We start from the raw sequence: 17,867 nt of genomic DNA, 5'->3' as shown, positions 1-17,867 counted from the left end.
CCTATTCGTTTAATAATGATACAAAGATTTTTGTAATTGTAGTTTTTGATATACGTCCTTTGACTTCATATTTGCCATTTTCTTTTTTGATTACGATGGGTAGTGAATCAATTTCTTTTTCAATCATTAAATTGGCTGCAAAAACGACTCTTTCATCTTCAAGAATAAAGCTTAAGTTCGGCATGCGTGTCATAATAATATTTACAGGCATTGTGTGTATATCTTCACCAATCATAGATGCTCGTAGTAAATCCTTACGCGAACAAACACCAATAAAATCTCCATTACTATTGATTACGAATAACGTACTGACATCTTCTAAAAATATTGTACATATTGCATCATAAACTGACATCTCATTTTTAACCACAACAGGATGTGATGCATAATCTTTCACTATATATTGTTTTAATTGATCAGCTAGTAATTTATTCTTTGGCTTACCAGAATAATAATAACCTACACGTGGTCTAGCTTCTAAAATACCGGACATTGTTAAAATGGCTAAGTCAGGTCTTAATGTTGCACGTGTCAAACTAAGTCTTTCTGCTATATGCTCACCAGTTATAGGACCGTTGTTTTTGACAATTTCAACTATTTGCTGTTGTCTTTTACTTAGTTCTATTGTACTTCACCCCTTCACTCATTCTTCTTAATTATACATGGAATTTTTAATTGCTACAAATACATATAATTACTTGCTAATAAACGCACAATACATTAATATTAAAATTAAAGCGAGTTGGGGACAGTGAAAGCCTAACAAGACTCATTGGCCACAATTAAATGATAGATAAAAGCGAGTGTACACACTAAGTTGGGTGGAACCGCGGGTTATCAAGAATAATTTAAATAAACATGTATATTTTATATGTGATTAAAAATGATTAACTCGTCCCAAGACAATGATTAAGTTTTTTTGGCTTTTTCTTTGTCTTGGGGCGTTTTTATGTTAAAAAGGAGTGTTTTTTATGACAAAAGATATGGAAACAATTGTCTCATTAGCAAAACATAGAGGTTTTGTATTCCCTGGTAGTGATATTTATGGTGGTTTATCAAATACATGGGATTACGGTCCACTAGGAGTAGAATTAAAAAATAATATTAAAAAAGCTTGGTGGCAAAAATTCATCACTCAATCACCATATAACGTTGGTATTGATGCAGCTATTTTAATGAACCCAAAAACTTGGGAAGCTTCAGGTCACTTAGGTAACTTTAACGATCCTATGATCGATAACAAAGACAGCAAGATTCGTTATCGTGCTGACAAAATTATCGAAGATCATATGGCAAATGTTAAAGGTGATGAAAACTTTGTAGCTGATGGCTTAAGTTTCGACGAAATGAAACGTATTATCGATGAAGAAGGTATTGTTTGTTCTGTAAGTGGTACAGCCAATTGGACTGATATTCGTCAATTCAACTTAATGTTTAAAACGTTCCAAGGCGTAACTGAAAGTTCAACAAATGAAATTTTCTTACGTCCAGAAACTGCACAAGGTATTTTCGTAAACTATAAAAATGTACAACGTACAATGCGTAAAAAATTACCATTTGGTATTGGCCAAGTTGGTAAATCATTCCGTAATGAAATTACACCTGGTAACTTCATATTCAGAACACGTGAATTCGAACAAATGGAATTAGAATTCTTCTGTAAACCTGGTGAAGAAATTGAATGGTATAACTACTGGAAAACATTTGCAAGTCAATGGTTAAAAGACTTAAATTTAAGCGAAGAAGCTACACGTTTACGTGATCATGACGCTGATGAATTATCTCACTATTCTAATGCTACAACAGATATTGAATATCGTTTCCCATTCGGTTGGGGTGAATTATGGGGGATCGCAAGTCGTACAGACTTCGACTTGAAACAACACAGTGAACATTCAGGTGAAGATTTCCAATATCACGATCAAGAATCAGGCGAAAAATATATTCCATATTGTATCGAACCTTCATTAGGTGCTGATCGTGTTACATTAGCTTTCTTATGTGATGCATATAGTGAGGAAGGCGTTGAAGGAAGTAAAGATTCTAGAACTGTATTACACTTCCACCCTGCTCTAGCACCATATAAAGCCGCTATCTTACCATTAAGCAAGAAATTATCTGGCGACGCTATCAAAATATTTGAAGAGCTAAGTGCTAACTTTGCAATAGATTTCGATGAATCACAATCTATTGGTAAACGTTACCGTCGTCAAGATGAAATCGGCACACCTTACTGTATAACTTTTGACTTTGATTCATTAGAAGATCAACAAGTTACAGTACGTGACCGTGATTCAATGGAACAAGTACGTATGCCAATTTCAGAATTAGAAGCTTTCTTAACTGAAAAAGTAAAATTCTAATTTTTTAATAAAATACACAGCTGTGATTTAGCAGATTGCTAATAACGTGATGAGGCTGAGACATAATACATGTCTCAGCCTCAATTTTTATATTGGCAGTGGCTGAATGAATTGAAGATGTGCTTATATCTAGATCTTAAAGAACTACAACTTCATTTATGAAGAAAATTGGTTCCTATGAAAAAGTTTCAGCACTTGTATTCCAATTTCCAAGCTACTTTGCCAAGCTGGGCTCATGACGAAATCTTGCTACAACAATTTAATTTTGTCGGCTGACTCCATCATTTTTCATCTATTCAAACAGCTGAAAACATATATTATTAATATAAAAAGAGTACACCTTGAAATTTATTTTCAAGGTGTACTCTTTTTTAAATTTACGTTCTTCTCGTACATAGATAATTACAGATTACTATCTAATCTATGTAGTTGGTTAATTAACTTTTGACTTTTAAAAAACATACCTGCATATTCGCTATAGAGCATAATCATTAACTCTGACATTTCATCTACTACATCATCATGAATACTCAAAGAACTCATTTGACTAATCGGCAATTTTTGCAATATATCCAATAGATAAAGTGTTTTATTCATTAAAATGAGTGCATGTGGATCTTGATGTCGTACATTCACAGAAATAGCACCATCAAATTTAAAACTATAACCAATTAAACGAGATTGATCATTACTATCAGTAACTACACACTTGTCAAAAATAGCATTGAAGCCAAATTTTGTCATACATTTTAATAAAACAACGACTGACATGAGTTGGGCAGATACACCATCTTTAATTTTCGACAATACAAAATGTAATAAATCATAGCTATATTGAGAAATTTCATCACTTTCAATCGAGCGGTCAATTGTTTCTGCACTTAAACTCGCAAAGCTACTTTCATAAATATCTAAACGAAGGTTGTAATTTTGTTCTATCACATCGACAGAACTCAGTGTTCCCATACCCTTCCATTTAGAATAAATAAATAAGCCATACACAAATAATTGTGTATTAGCTTGTAAACCACTTTTGCTTTTTTTAGCTCTTCGAACCATTAGTGGTACTTTTGCACCATGCTCATTTAAAATTGTGATAATTTTATCGGATTCGCCATAATCAACCGTTTTAATAATAATACCTTTTTGCTTGATTAACACATTAGCTCACCGACTCCCAAATTAATCTCGATCTTCTAAATAACCCATTTGACGGATGAAGTTAACTTTATTTCGCCAATCTTTTTGGACTTTTACCCAAAGTTCTAAATAAACTTTAGATCCTAGTAACATTTCGATATCTTGGCGTGCACGTTTACCAACTTCTTTAAGTTTTTTACCGCCTTTACCAATAACAATACCTTTTTGTGAATCTCGTTCAACAAATATTGTTGCTTCAATTCGAACTCTGTCTTCATCTTCTTTAACCATGCGATCTACGTTTACACCAATGGCATGAGGGATTTCTTCACTTGTTAAATGTAAAATCTTTTCACGAATTAACTCGCCTACAACAAATTGTTCTGGATGATCAGAGATTTGATCATCTGGATAGTACTTAGGTCCTTCTGGTAAATAAGATTTTATTACATTTATAAAATGATCTACATTTAAGCCTTCCAGTGCTGAAATTGGTACAATTTCAGTGAAATCCATATATTTTTTGTATTTTTCAATTCTTGGCATAAGTTCATCTGGGTGTACTAAATCAATTTTATTTAATACTAAAAAGACAGGTGTTTTAATCGTTTTAAGCATATCCATAATATACTCATCACCACGACCTATATCTTCATTTACATTTACCATGAACATAATAGCATCTATTTCAGATAACGTGTTTGTAGCGACGCGCATCATGTAGTCGCCTAATTTATGTTTCGGTTTATGAATACCAGGTGTATCTAAGAAAATGATTTGAGCATCTTCTTGTGTCATAACGCCTTGAATTTTGTTTCTTGTAGTTTGTGCTTTATCAGACATAATAGCTATCTTATGTCCGATCACACGGTTAACAAACGTAGATTTCCCAACATTGGGTCTACCTATAATTGATATAAATCCTGATTTATGTCCTGTCATTAATTTAAATCCTTTCCAGAAAATCCTAATGGTAATAAGTCATTTACGGTTGATTCTATCATATCGCCTTTATGATTAGTCATATATACTGGCATATCGTCATCGCATAATTCTTTTAACACCTGACGACATTCACCACATGGTGAAGATGGCGCATCTGCATCAACAGTAACTGTAATTGATTCAAAACCACCTGGTCTATAACCATCTGATATTGCAGCAACCAAACTTGATCTCTCTGCACAAATTGCCATTGAGTATGCTGCGTTTTCAACATTTGCTCCATGATAAACTTTACCGTCTTTCGTTCTTAAATATGCACCAACTTTAAAATTACTATATGGTGAATATGAATTGGCTTGAGCATTTCTTACTTCTGTAAAATAGTGTGATTGATAAGCCATAGCTAACACGCTCCTATTCAATATTAAGGGTTATTAAAAAAATCCACTTAATTATCGATTTAATGTTTAATTACTCTGTTCTTTAAGTATAAACAAATTCTATAAAATTGCACTACAATTTAGAACACATATGGTAAAAAAACAGCGAGACCAATAGCAAGTGCAGTAATAGAAGCTAGCACAACACTAAAAGCAGCGATATCTTTAGCCTTTTTTGCTAATATATGATAATCACCTGTAACTAAATCAACCACATATTCTACTGCTGTATTGATAGCTTCGAAAGCAAGTACAACACCTATCGCTATAATAATAAAAAGCCATTCTAATTGACTAATACCAAAAACAATACCACAAATAACAGTGGCAAGCCCTAATAAAAGATGCATTAAAAATTTTCTGTCTTTATTTAATAGTACTAACATACCTTGAAAAGCGTATTTAAAACGTTTCATGTCTACCTCTAATCTCTTGTTAAACCATAAGCATTTAGAATTTGATCTTGTCGCCCAAACATTTCTTTTTCGTCCTCTTCATCTATATGATCATAACCTAATAGATGTAAGAAACCATGGAGTGCAAGAAAGCCTAATTCTCTTTCAAAAGAATGACCGTAAGAATCAGCTTGTTCCTGAGCTACGTCAGTACAAATAATAATGTCGCCTAATACTCTTGGCATATCAAGTCCAATAATTTCTGGTTCATCTTCTTCTAAAGCAAATGATATAACATCTGTTACTTTATCTTTATCACGATACATTTTATTAATTTCTTGAATTTCGGTTTTATCTACAAAAGTTACAGATAACTCGGCATCGCTATCAATTTGTTCTTGCTCTTTTGCAAAAGTGAGGAGTTTATCAATCTGAGTTAACCATTCACTTTTAACTATTTCAGTGTGATCACTAAAGTCTATTGTAAACATTTACTCTTCTCCTTCGTAACGGTCAATAATTTTACTTACTAATGGGTGACGTACAACATCACTTTGATCAAGATAATGTACGCTTAAGCCTTTAACTTCTTTTAATTTTTTAACTGCTTCTTTTAGACCACTTTTAACTCCTTTAGGTAAGTCTACTTGAGTTTGGTCTCCAGTAACTACCATTTTCGAATCAAAACCTAGTCGAGTTAAGAACATTTTCATTTGTGCTTGTGTTGTATTTTGTGCCTCATCTAAAATAACAAAAGCATCATCTAATGTTCTACCGCGCATATAAGCTAGGGGCGCAATTTCTATGATGCCTCTTTCTATAAAGCGCGCCGTTTGTTCTCTTCCTAAAACAGTATTTAAACCGTCATATAGAGGTCTTAAGTATGGATCAACCTTTTCCTTTAGGTCTCCTGGCAAGAAGCCTAGTGACTCTCCTGCTTCCACTGCAGGTCTTGTTAGCACAATTCGTTTAACATTTCCTTTTCTTAACTGTTTCGCAGCGTACACAACAGCTAAGAAGGTTTTTCCTGTACCAGCTGGTCCTACACCAAATACTAAATCATTATGATACATAGCATTTACATACATACGTTGACCCATGGTTTTTGCACGGATGGTCTTTCCGTATGCATCTTTAGTTATTTCTTCTTCATATAAATCTAATAAGTATTGAATCGTACCATTATTTGCCATTTTCACTGCTGCTTCAACATCTTTTGAAGAGATTGAAATACCTTGTTGAATGACTTTCAAAAGGTTAATGAGTACTGATTCTGCTTTTTTAACATGCTCTACTTGCTCTCCTTTTACAGAGATTTCTTGACCTCGAGCATGTACAATGACATCAAACCCTTCCTCAATTAATTTAAGGTGTTCATCGTTATTACCAATGAGCGCTTGAGCTTCATTGATGTCATCTATTTGAATAATTCCAGGCATATAGGTGCTCCTTTACAAATATATTCTTTTCATCTTATTTTATCCTATTAGATTTTAACTTACAAAAATTATTATCGTTCATTAAATTATTTTAAGCATTTAACAATTCAATCATATAATGATGATTACACCATCATTATATCACGAATTAACTATATATTATTTCAAAGAGTATTAAATAGAGGCTCATTTATCAAATTTTACATGATGTTTACATTCTTATTAGTCGTGAGCTATTAGTTTAATTTATTATGGTTATTTTTTCATTGAAATTATTGCAAATACACAAAAACGCCTTACAAAGTCATCATATATCGACTCCATAAGGCGTTTAATTTATAGATTATACTGCGCTATAATCTTTTGGGTCTTTCTAATATTTCCGACCAAATAATACCATTTACAACTTCATCTTCTGCAAACCTATATTTTTCATTAGTAACTGGACTCTGAATTGCCTGTGCATCCATTAACTGTTTTAAACGGAAACGTTTTGTTCTCTCAGATAAATATTTATCTGAAATAATAGCACGTGCTCTTCTTTCAGTTCTCTTCAGTTTTTTCTCGTTTTCACGATCAATTTCTGTACGCACATCTTGTAATTCGCCCATTAAATCTGCTTCAAGTTCTTTTTGCAGTTTATCCTCTTTTTGCTCTTGCGAACGTTTTAACTTTTCTGCTTCAGTCTCGTTGTCTGTACGCATTGTTCGAGTCGTTTGTTGAGGATTTGGCGTTTCCATTTTTTCAGCTCTAGTTTCAACTGGTCTTGCAGGTTCTGCACGCTTTTGCGGTTGTTGTTCAATATCTTTCCTCGTTGGTCCTTCATTCATTTGTTGTTCGATTTCTTTGAATGCTTTACCAATTTCATCAAGGAAACCGCCTCTTTTAGGTGGCTGATCATTTCGATTAGGTTGATTGTTTATTGGTGGTTTTTGGTTTTTTCTATCTTTATGGCTATTATCGCTAATAGCACTGACTATTGTAACAATCACAGATATTACAAAGATAATAATAGCTATATTCATTTAATCACCCCTAATTAATTTTCCGGTGATTCATCATCTTTTGGGTTCGTACGTTCGTTGATTGAGTTTCTCATGCCAGTATCAGCTTCAACATTTTTAAGGTTATAATAATCCTTAACGCCTAAGTTGCCAGAACGTAACGCTTCTGCCATAGCAAGTGGTACTTCTGCTTCTGCTTCAACAACTTTAGAACGCATTTCTTGAACTTTAGCTTTCATTTCTTGCTCTTGAGCTACAGCCATTGCTCTACGTTCTTCTGCTTTAGCTTGTGCAATGTTTTTGTCAGCAAGTGCTTGTTCAGTTTGTAAGTCTGCACCAATGTTTTTGCTGATATCAACGTCAGCAATATCGATTGATAAGATTTCAAATGCTGTACCAGAATCTAACCCTTTACTAAGTACTGTTTTAGAAATATTGTCTGGGTTTTCTAAAACTTGTGTATGGTGCTCACTAGAACCAATTGTTGATACGATACCTTCACCGACACGTGCAATAATTGTTTCTTCACCAGCACCACCTACTAAACGAGCGATGTTAGCACGAACAGTAATACGCGCTTTAGCTTTTACTTCGATACCGTTCATCGCTACACCTGCGATAAATGGTGTTTCTATTACTTTAGGGTTAACTGACATTTGAACAGCTTCTAATACGTCACGGCCAGCTAAATCAATAGCTGCTCCACGTTCAAATGGTAAGTTGATGTCCGCTCTTTGTGCTGCAATGTTAGCATCAACAACACGGTCGACGTTTCCTCCTGCTAAGTAATGTGATTCAAGTTGGTTTGTTGTTAAATTCAAACCAGCTTTGTGTGCCTTAATTAATGGTGAAATAACTTTTCGTGGTGAAACTCTACGAAGTCTCATACCAACTAATGTTCCAATACCTACTTTAACGCCTGCAGCTGTTGCTGAAATCCATAATCCGACTGGAACAAATGAAAATAGTAATAATAAAGCTATTACTACTATGACGACGATAACAACTAATCCGATCATACTTTCTCTCCTTTATGATTCGTTTTCTCTAACAACAACTCTCGTGCCTTCAACTTCTAAAATGGTTACTGCTTTATTTCGCAAAATAAATGATCCATCAGAAACTGCGTCGATACGTTCATTGTTGAGTGTAATGATTCCTGCTGGTCTTAAATCTGTTAATGTAGTAGCAGTAAGCCCAACTAAATGAGAGCGATCTTCATGTGAAGTGTAGCCTGCCTCTGCATTTGTAGAATCCTTCAAAACTACTTTATCTAAAAACGGTATCTTACGTTTGAAAATTTTCACTAGTACCACCCACTCTATGATTGATAATATCAATGCTACAACTACACTAGCAATCATATAAATTAAATTGTCACCTAAAGTAATAATACTAAAAGTTATTAGCCCCATACCGATAATACCGATAATCGCACCAACAACAAAAAGTTCTATTATTACCAATATGACACCGATTCCAAATAAGATGATTGAGTACAAGTTGACATCGCCTTTTACAAAAAACCCTAAAAAGAGTATCAATAAAGCTAATGTGGCAACGATACCCACAATATTTATCTTATTAGAGTATAATTGATATAAAAATCCTAGGAAGATAATACAAGTTAAAATTAAAGCTCCAAACGGACTGACGATAACGCTTGCAACATTATCAATCCAATTTCCTTGTTCAACAAAGTTGACTGAAAATATTGTATGTATACTACTCGAAGGAATCACTCTATCACCTCGCTCTCAACTTGATTATACATGAAATGAATGTATGATTATAGCGTTTATAGCATAAATGTTAATTATATTAATTTTTTCAAATCATGAACCTGAATTTATAAAAAAATAATAGTCTTAGCTGTTGAACAACTAAGACTATTACTATTTATAATTAATGTTGGTGTTGAGGGAGTCAACGACACAATTAATTATTAGAATATTCGTTTACGTGCAAGCTACCGTTAGTAAATACTATTTACGTTTACGCGCAGCTTCTGATTTTTTCTTACGTTTAACACTAGGTTTTTCGTAATATTCACGCTTACGAACTTCTTGAATTGTACCGCTTTTAGAAACTGTACGTTTGAAACGACGTAACGCATCTTCAAGTGATTCATTACTCTTAACTGTTGTTTTAGACATGTGTATTTCCCTCCCTCCAAATATCAACGAAACTTTATTATCATTTCATGGTTATGACCATGTATTAATCAGTATAATATATCTGATTAAAGCGGTCAATTAGTAAAATTTACAATTTTTTAATTTAAAGCAAAAATTTGTACTAAAATGTATACATTGTATTACTTAACACATGATTATTTTAACGTTAATCTAATAAATCTTTTTCAAAACTTACAGCACTTAATACGTAAAGTGGTGCAGTTTCTGCTCTTAAAATCCTAGGACCTAGACCAATTTGATACGCCTTACCATCGAATAATGCTACTTCTTCTTCTGATAAGCCACCTTCTGGCCCAAATATAACTAACACACGAGCACCAGATTTCATTTCACGAACTACAGACTTAAAATTGTGCGTTTCACCTGTTTTAGCAGCATCTTCATAAGCGATGAGTACATAATCGTATTCATCGATATGATTATAAACTACTTTTAAACTTGGTTCATAAGTTATGGACGGTATAGCTAAACGGTAGCTTTGCTCAGCTGCTTCTTTAATAATCTTTTGCCAGCGCTCTAATTTTTTATCAATCTTACTATCATTTAATTTAACCACTGAACGTTTCATACCAGCAGCTATGAAATGATTAGCACCTAATTCTGTCGATTTTTGGAGCATCCATTCATATTTATCAGCTTTAATTAAACCACTACAAATCGTAATATGTTGAGGTAATTCAGTATCAATATCAATTTTTTCTACTAACGAAAGTTCAATACCTTCAGTAGCTATATCGATAATCTGGCACTTATATACGTTCTGATCCACAAATGTAATAATTATTTTATCGCCAGTCTGATGACGCATCACATTGGATATATGGTGTATGTCACCTTTATCAGTAATGAAAAAACGCTGATTTACATCAGCGTTTTGGTCAATAAAGTATCTTTGCATCGTTATTCGCTCACTTTCTGTCCAACGATACAAACCCAACTGTTATCGTGATTAATAGAAACAATTTCAAAACCACTACGCTTCATATGATTTATAATAGATTCATGTTTTTCTTCTATAATACCAGAAGTTATAAAATAACCATCTTTATTTAAAACGTTATAAGCATCTTCGATCATTTCTTCAATAATATGAGCTAAAATATTGGCGACAACAACATCAAATTTTTCAGTTTCTTCTGTTAGTAAATTACCAGGAACAGCTTCAATTGCCTTAGCACAATTATTTTTTATGAAATTTTCTTTAGCAACTTTCACTGCCATTTCATCAACGTCTAATGCTTTAATACGTTTTACACCTAAAAGATGTGCAGCAATACTTAATATTCCTGAACCTGTACCAACATCTATAACTGAATCACTTGGCTTCACATAAGTTTCAATTGCTTTTAAACACATGCTCGTTGTAGGATGGTCGCCTGTACCGAATGCCATACCTGGATCCAATTCTATGCACAATTCACTATCATCTTCTTTTTGATATGTTTCCCAACTAGGGACTATCGTAAATTGTTTTGATGCACGAAATGGATGAAAATAATTTTTCCATTCATTTTCCCAATCTTGTTCTTGAAGCATTTGTTCTTCGTAGTTAAAAATAGAGTTATCTAGAGATTCAACTTGCGAAATTTCATTTAAAAGCGCTTTTCTAAACGTTTCAGTATATTTCAGTTCATTGAAATACGCTTTTAGCCTGACCCCTTGTTTAGGGTAATCATTAGCATTAAGCGCATATAGCTCGCCATATTTATCCTCAAAGTCGTGATTTAAGTCATGAGAGTCCTCTATAACAACACCATTTGAACCAAAATTTTCCAATATATTAGTAATTATAGGCGTTACTTCATGATTAGCAATGATTGATATCTCGGTCCAATTCATATTCTAATCTCCTTTAAAGAATCTTTTAGCTTTATCTCTAAAATTTGATGCTTGTTCAGAAATTTCTTCGCCATCAATTTCGGCAAATTCTCTTAATAATTCTTTTTGTCGATCACTCATTTTACTTGGTGTTACGACATTTATATTGATAAATAAGTCGCCATAGCCGTAGCCATGAACATTCTTAATTCCTTTTTCTTTTAGACGGAATTGTTTTCCAGTTTGCGTACCTGCTGGAATTGTTAACATCACGCTGCTGTTAAGCGTCGGCACTTTAACCTCGTCACCTAGTGATGCTTGAGCGATACTGATATCAAGTGAATAATAAATATCATCGCCATCTCTTTCAAATTTTTCTGAAGGTTTAACTCTAAATACAATATACAAATCACCTTGAGGTCCGCCATTTTCTCCAGGAGCACCTTCACCAGCTAATCTAATTTGTTGTTCATTATCTACACCTTCAGGTATTGTGACACTGATTTTAACATTTTTGTTCTCAGTACCTTTACCCTTACATGTTGGACATGGTTCTTCAAACTCTTGTCCAGAACCACTACATACTGGACAAACTTTTTCAGTTCTAACTCTGCCAAGTATTGTATTTTGTTCTACAGACACATGTCCAGCACCACTACAGTATTCGCAAGTTTTCTTTTTAGTACCTGGCTTAGCGCCTGCACCATCACAAGTGTGACAAGACACATCTTTACGAATTGAAATTTCTTTTTCACTACCGAAAACAGCTTCATCAAACGTAACTGTCATTGTATATTGTAAGTCATCACCTTTTCTTGGGGCGTTAGGATCACGTTGTTGACGGCCGCCACCAAAGAATGAACTGAATATATCTTCGAAACCGCCGCCACCAAATCCACTAAAGTCTTGGCCACCGAATCCTTGGCCGCCAAAGCCACCTTGAGGACCATCATGTCCAAATTGGTCATAATTTGCGCGTTTATTTTCATCGCTTAATGTTTCATAGGCTTCAGAGATTTCTTTAAACTTCTCATCAGAACCTTCTTCTTGATTAATATCCGGGTGATACTTCTTTGATAATTTACGATAAGCCTTTTTAATTTCATCTTTAGAAGCGCCTTTGCTGACACCTAAGACTTCATAATAATCTTTTTTGGCCACTAATATCTCTCCTTTTACTGTTTTATTAAATCATTTTTAAAAAAGGAAAAAGTCAAAGCCAATGTTCAATTGACTTTGACTTAATTTGGCTAAGCAATTGTGTCATATTTTTCTATTAATAACAATTAATTAGTCAATGACTATACTTATTTTTGGTTGTCTTGGTTGTCGTCATCTTTTACTTCTTTAAAATCAGCATCTTCAACATCACTATCTTGAGAAGCATTTGCTTCTTCACCTTGTGCTTGTTGTTGAGCTTGAGCAGCTTGTTCGTATACTTTTGTTGATAAGTCTTGAACTACTTTTTCTAATTCTTCTTTTTTAGCTTTGATATCTTCAATATCTTCGCCTTCAAGTGCTGATTTTAATGCTTCTTTTTTATCTTCAGCATTTTGTTTATCTTCTTCGCTGATGTTTTCACCTAAATCAGTGATCGTTTTTTCAACTTGGAATACTAAGCTGTCTGCTTCGTTTCTTGTATCACTTTCTTCGCGACGTTTTTGGTCAGCGTCAGCATTTTCTTCAGCGTCTTTAACCATACGATCGATTTCATCATCTGATAGTGAAGAGCTAGATTGGATTGTGATATTTTGCTCTTTATTTGTTCCCAAGTCTTTAGCAGTAACGTTTACAATACCATTTTTATCGATGTCGAAAGTAACTTCGATTTGAGGTACGCCACGTGGAGCTGCTGGAATATCAGTTAATTGGAATCTACCAAGTGTTTTATTGTCTGATGCCATTGGACGTTCACCTTGTAACACGTGAATATCAACTGCTGGTTGGTTGTCTGCTGCTGTTGAGTAGACTTGTGATTTAGATGTTGGGATTGTCGTATTTCTTTCGATAAGTGTATTCATACGTCCGCCCATGATTTCAATACCTAATGATAATGGTGTAACGTCTAATAATACTACGTCTTTAACATCACCAGTGATTACGCCACCTTGGATTGCTGCACCCATAGCAACAACTTCATCAGGGTTAACGCCTTTATTAGGTTCTTTACCTACTTCTTTTTTAACAGCTTCTTGAACTGCTGGGATTCTTGTTGAACCACCAACTAAGATAACTTCATCAATTTCTGAACTTGATAAGCCTGCATCGCTCATTGCTTGGCGAGTTGGTACCATTGTTCTTCTGATTAAATCGTCAGCCAATTCTTCAAATTTAGCACGAGTTAAATTAATTTCTAAGTGTAATGGGCCATTTTCTCCAGCTGAAATAAATGGTAGTGAAATTTGAGTTTGAGAAACGCCAGATAAATCTTTTTTAGCTTTTTCAGCAGCGTCTTTAAGACGTTGTAAAGCCATTTTATCTTTTGATAAATCTACGCCGTTTTCTTTTTTGAATTCAGAAACTAAATAGTTAATGATTACTTCATCAAAGTCATCTCCGCCTAGTTTGTTGTCACCTGCAGTAGAAAGTACTTCGAATACGCCGTCACCTAATTCAAGGATTGAAACGTCAAAAGTACCGCCACCTAAGTCAAAAACTAATACTTTTTCTTCTTTTTCTGTTTTGTCTAAACCATATGCTAAAGCTGCTGCAGTTGGTTCGTTAATAATACGTTCTACTTCTAAACCAGCGATTTTACCAGCATCTTTAGTTGCTTGACGTTCACTGTCGTTGAAATATGCAGGAACAGTAATAACTGCTTTTTCTACTTTTTCACCAAGGTAATCTTCAGCTGTACCTTTAAGGTTTTGTAATACCATTGCTGAGATTTCTTGAGGTGTGTATGATTTACCTTCAACATCAACTTTGTAATTCGTACCCATATGACGTTTGATTGATTGGATTGTATTAGGGTTTGTGATTGCTTGACGTTTAGCAACTTCACCTACTTGAGTTTCATCATTTTTAAATGCAACTACTGATGGTGTAGTTCTTGCACCTTCAGGGTTTTGGATTACTTTTGGCTCATCGCCTTCTAAAATTGAAACACATGAATTTGTTGTACCTAAGTCAATACCTATTACTTTACTCATAAATAAATTCCTCCTGTTTGTTTATATAAATTGGTGTTTTCATCAATACTAAAACCTATTGATTTACTTTAACCATTGAAGGTCTTAATACACGTTCTTTTAGTTTATAACCTTTTTGTAGCTCCTGAGTGATTTCGCCTGATTCAAAATCAGGATTGTCATCTTGAACTACAGCTTGATGAATGTTCGGGTCAAATTGATGACCTTCTGTTTCAATTAATTCTAAACCATTTTCTTTTAATGCATTAATTAAGCTTTCATGAATCATTTCTACACCTTTTTTAAGTGATTGGAATTGTTCATTTTCGCCTTCAATTTGTAGCGCACGCTCAATGTTATCTATTGTTGGTAGAATATCATTAAGTACATCTTGCGCTTTATATGCTTTCATTGTTTGATTTTCTTTTTGGATTCTACGCTTATAATTTTCAAACTCTGCGTATAATCTTAAGTATTTTTCTTCATTTTCTTGAACATCTTGTTTTAATTGTTGAATTTCTTCATCTTTAGGATCTACATTTTCTGTAGTTTCTTGTGAATCATCCTCCTGCAGATTATCTTGTGATGCTTCTGTAGTTTCATCAGTATTTACAGAAGATGTATTTTGCTCGTTATCAGTTACATCTTCATTTGCTTCTTGATCAAATACTGATTCATTTTTTTCTGTCATTTTCCGCCCTCCAATACAATACTTAATTACCAAATCGTATTTAGTAATCGTATTACGTTCTGATAATTCATTGCTGTTGGTCCGATAACCGCAATTTGGCCTTTTAATCTATCGTCAATGTGATATTGACTTGTGACAATAGAAATGCCACTCAAACTTGATTCTATTTCGTGTCCAATTTTGACGTTTATTGTCGAATTAGACATATCATCAAGTAATTGTGTGATTTTATTCGATTCTATATATTGCAAAATAGGTTGAATCGATGACACGTTCGTTTCATTCAACGCATCAATTAGTTTAACCTTTCCGCCCATAAAAATGCCATTACTTTGATTATCAAAATGAATCTCGATTGTGCTTAGCATATCTTTGATAAAATGCTTCTCTAATTCAGAATTAACAAAAGCATCTAACTCATTTTCAAAACGATGATGATTCCATTCATCATATTTAGCAGTAACAAAATTCGAAATTTTTGTCAGTTCGTCATTAGATAACGGAACTTCGGATGCTAAATGCAGATGTTCTACATGACCGGATGTGAACACGACTACCATTATAACCAAATAGGCATTTGCTCGAATCAAATGAATGTTATTAATTATATCTTTTTTGTGATTTGGACGCATTACCAACGTTGTATACTGAGATGCAATTGAAAGTTCATTTGCAAATTCGCTCAGTGCTGAGGAAATGTCATAATGATTATCAACTAATAAATCACTCAAACGTTGAATTTTTGTTTGCTGTTGATGAGATGTTTGTTGCAATAATTGATTCACATAATATCTGATGCCTGACTGTGATGGTGATCGCCCTGATGAAGTATGTGTCTTCTCAATCAATTCAAGATCTTCGAGATGTTTCATCTCGTTTCGAATAGTTGCAGGACTAAAATTCAATTTGTGTCGTTCAATCAGTGTTTTTGAACCAATTGGATGACCTAAATCAACATAATCTTCAACAATTGCATTAAGTATGCTCAATTGTCTATCGCTAATCATGTTTTCACCTCATTAGCACTCTTTTGTTCCAAGTGCTAATTATAATTTATCAAATTGGTCAAAGTAAGTCAATGTTAAAGCATTCAATTTTAAATTTTTTTATACATTTAATAAAAATGCTTCAAAGACAATATTTCCAATCACTTTTCCACGTTCAGTCATCGTGATATGACCGTTTTGATCAATTAAAAGTTCACGTTGAATTAGGTCTTCTATAGTTTGACCATAGACTTCTTCTAAGGTTTTTCCGAATTTCTGTGAAAACTTGTCTTTATCCACACCTATATTCATCCGTAATCCTAAAAACATTTCTTCTTCCATTTGTTCTGTTTCAGTAGGAAATGTTGAATCTAATATGGGTCTTTCATTGTTTTGTACTTTTTTAATGTAATGGTTTACTGGATTTACATTATTATAACGCTCTCCATTTACATAACCACTTGCACCAGCACCAAAGCCATAATAGCCTTCATTTTTCCAATACACTTTATTGTGTTCGGATTCATGTCCAACTTTACCGAAATTGGATATTTCATATTGATGCATCTCTGATTGTTCCATTCTTTCTAATAGATATTCGTACATTTCTTCACCAATATCTTCATTAGGAACTTTCAATTGTCCTTTTCTATACATATTATAAAATTTTGTTTTGGGTTCTAATATCAAACCATAACTAGATATATGATCAATATCCATCGACAAAGCCTTTTCTAGACTATCTTGAAAATCTTCTAGAGTCTGGTTTGGTAAATGATACATTAAATCTAAACTAATAGATGGAATGCCAACTTGACGAGCATTAGCAACAGATTGATAAATATCTTCTGTTTTGTGTGTTCTACCAAGTATGTCTAATAATTCTGGTTTAAATGTTTGAACACCCATAGACAACCTATTGACACCGTAATTTTTAAGTAATTGAACTTTTTCAATTGTTAATTCATCGGGATTTGCTTCAAAGCTAAATTCGCCTTTTATTTCAAAAGTATCTGTAATAGCTACTAATAATTTTTCGAGTTGTTGATAATCAAGTGCTGTGGGCGTACCGCCGCCAACAAAAACTGTTTCTAATTTTCTTATTTCACTTTGTTGCATTTCAGTGATTAAACAATCTAAATACGTATCAACTGGTTGGTTTTGTATAAAGTACTTGTTGAAATCACAATACGTACAAATCCTCACGCAAAAAGGAATATGGATATAAGCACTTTTCACTTCCATATTGCGTTCACCTACTTTCATTTTTTGAAGATGTGAGCACACAACAAAAAACTGGGGCATAAATCGAATGGA

The 17,867-nt window shown here is 33.6% G+C and carries 19 protein-coding genes; 1 reads left to right on the top strand and 18 read right to left on the bottom strand.

The annotated features are described in order from the left end of the window. Position 1: 1 nt before the first annotated feature. Positions 2 to 625, bottom strand: coding sequence for a transcriptional regulator CcpN (ccpN, locus tag ACP3TL_RS03940; RefSeq protein WP_080947906.1), 624 nt, complete (start codon positions 623 to 625; stop codon positions 2 to 4). Positions 626 to 971: 346 nt separating this feature from the next. Here ccpN and ACP3TL_RS03935 point away from each other — a divergent pair, with 346 nt between their 5' ends. Next, positions 972 to 2,363 (top strand): glycine--tRNA ligase, encoded by a 1,392-nt coding sequence (locus tag ACP3TL_RS03935; protein ID WP_046465446.1) that lies wholly within the window; start codon positions 972 to 974, stop codon positions 2,361 to 2,363. A 402-nt stretch (positions 2,364 to 2,765) separates the two neighbouring features. Here ACP3TL_RS03935 and recO read toward each other — a convergent pair whose 3' ends face one another. The 17 genes from recO to hemW all read right to left on the bottom strand — a co-directional run bounded on the left by recO (position 2,766) and on the right by hemW (position 17,795). Further along, positions 2,766 to 3,524: a DNA repair protein RecO gene (recO, locus tag ACP3TL_RS03930; protein ID WP_285325683.1), complete on the bottom strand. Its 759-nt coding sequence runs from the start codon at positions 3,522 to 3,524 to the stop codon at positions 2,766 to 2,768. A 21-nt stretch (positions 3,525 to 3,545) separates the two neighbouring features. Next, the gene (era, locus tag ACP3TL_RS03925; RefSeq protein WP_002507481.1) at positions 3,546 to 4,445 is read right to left on the bottom strand and encodes a GTPase Era; all 900 of its coding nucleotides are present in this window, start codon (positions 4,443 to 4,445) and stop codon (positions 3,546 to 3,548) included. Next, complete coding sequence (gene cdd, locus ACP3TL_RS03920) at positions 4,445 to 4,849, bottom strand: cytidine deaminase (RefSeq protein ID WP_046465448.1); 405 nt, start codon at positions 4,847 to 4,849, stop codon at positions 4,445 to 4,447. Before cdd ends, era begins: the two co-directional genes overlap by 1 nt. A 119-nt stretch (positions 4,850 to 4,968) precedes the next feature. Further along, a complete protein-coding gene (locus ACP3TL_RS03915) occupies positions 4,969 to 5,304 on the bottom strand; it encodes a diacylglycerol kinase family protein (protein ID WP_046465449.1) in 336 nt (111 codons plus the stop codon). An 8-nt stretch (positions 5,305 to 5,312) separates the two neighbouring features. Continuing rightward, positions 5,313 to 5,774, bottom strand: coding sequence for an rRNA maturation RNase YbeY (gene ybeY / locus ACP3TL_RS03910; protein ID WP_046465450.1), 462 nt, complete (start codon positions 5,772 to 5,774; stop codon positions 5,313 to 5,315). Then, complete coding sequence (locus tag ACP3TL_RS03905; protein WP_046465451.1) at positions 5,775 to 6,722, bottom strand: PhoH family protein; 948 nt, start codon at positions 6,720 to 6,722, stop codon at positions 5,775 to 5,777. A gap of 353 nt (positions 6,723 to 7,075) precedes the next feature. Continuing rightward, positions 7,076 to 7,747: a hypothetical protein gene (locus ACP3TL_RS03900; protein WP_046465452.1), complete on the bottom strand. Its 672-nt coding sequence runs from the start codon at positions 7,745 to 7,747 to the stop codon at positions 7,076 to 7,078. A 14-nt stretch (positions 7,748 to 7,761) separates the two neighbouring features. Beyond that, positions 7,762 to 8,745, bottom strand: coding sequence for a flotillin-like protein FloA (gene floA / locus ACP3TL_RS03895; protein WP_285325684.1), 984 nt, complete (start codon positions 8,743 to 8,745; stop codon positions 7,762 to 7,764). A gap of 12 nt (positions 8,746 to 8,757) precedes the next feature. Then, positions 8,758 to 9,450, bottom strand: coding sequence for an NfeD family protein (locus ACP3TL_RS03890; protein ID WP_370736894.1), 693 nt, complete (start codon positions 9,448 to 9,450; stop codon positions 8,758 to 8,760). Between the two features lie 261 nt (positions 9,451 to 9,711). Beyond that, positions 9,712 to 9,882, bottom strand: coding sequence for a 30S ribosomal protein S21 (gene rpsU, locus ACP3TL_RS03885; protein ID WP_002507473.1), 171 nt, complete (start codon positions 9,880 to 9,882; stop codon positions 9,712 to 9,714). Between the two features lie 187 nt (positions 9,883 to 10,069). Continuing rightward, on the bottom strand, positions 10,070 to 10,822 hold the full coding sequence (locus ACP3TL_RS03880) for a 16S rRNA (uracil(1498)-N(3))-methyltransferase (RefSeq protein WP_046465455.1): 753 nt from the start codon (positions 10,820 to 10,822) through the stop codon (positions 10,070 to 10,072). Between the two features lie 2 nt (positions 10,823 to 10,824). Continuing rightward, the gene (prmA, locus tag ACP3TL_RS03875; RefSeq protein WP_046465456.1) at positions 10,825 to 11,763 is read right to left on the bottom strand and encodes a 50S ribosomal protein L11 methyltransferase; all 939 of its coding nucleotides are present in this window, start codon (positions 11,761 to 11,763) and stop codon (positions 10,825 to 10,827) included. Positions 11,764 to 11,766: 3 nt separating this feature from the next. After that, entirely contained in the window at positions 11,767 to 12,903 is a 1,137-nt protein-coding gene (gene dnaJ, locus ACP3TL_RS03870) for a molecular chaperone DnaJ (protein ID WP_046465457.1), read from the bottom strand. Between the two features lie 146 nt (positions 12,904 to 13,049). Next, the gene (dnaK, locus tag ACP3TL_RS03865) at positions 13,050 to 14,894 is read right to left on the bottom strand and encodes a molecular chaperone DnaK (protein WP_046465458.1); all 1,845 of its coding nucleotides are present in this window, start codon (positions 14,892 to 14,894) and stop codon (positions 13,050 to 13,052) included. A 55-nt stretch (positions 14,895 to 14,949) separates the two neighbouring features. Continuing rightward, complete coding sequence (gene grpE / locus ACP3TL_RS03860; protein ID WP_046465459.1) at positions 14,950 to 15,564, bottom strand: nucleotide exchange factor GrpE; 615 nt, start codon at positions 15,562 to 15,564, stop codon at positions 14,950 to 14,952. A 26-nt stretch (positions 15,565 to 15,590) separates the two neighbouring features. Beyond that, positions 15,591 to 16,571, bottom strand: a complete 981-nt coding sequence (gene hrcA, locus ACP3TL_RS03855) for a heat-inducible transcriptional repressor HrcA (RefSeq protein ID WP_046465460.1) — start codon at positions 16,569 to 16,571, stop codon at positions 15,591 to 15,593. Positions 16,572 to 16,670: 99 nt separating this feature from the next. After that, the gene (hemW, locus tag ACP3TL_RS03850) at positions 16,671 to 17,795 is read right to left on the bottom strand and encodes a radical SAM family heme chaperone HemW (RefSeq protein ID WP_046465461.1); all 1,125 of its coding nucleotides are present in this window, start codon (positions 17,793 to 17,795) and stop codon (positions 16,671 to 16,673) included. Between the last annotated feature and the right edge of the window lie 72 nt (positions 17,796 to 17,867).

It is taken from the genome of Staphylococcus caseorum (genome assembly GCF_049943195.1).
GTDB lineage: Bacteria > Bacillota > Bacilli > Staphylococcales > Staphylococcaceae > Staphylococcus > Staphylococcus equorum_A.
This window is presented reverse-complemented; position numbering and strand designations above follow the sequence as displayed.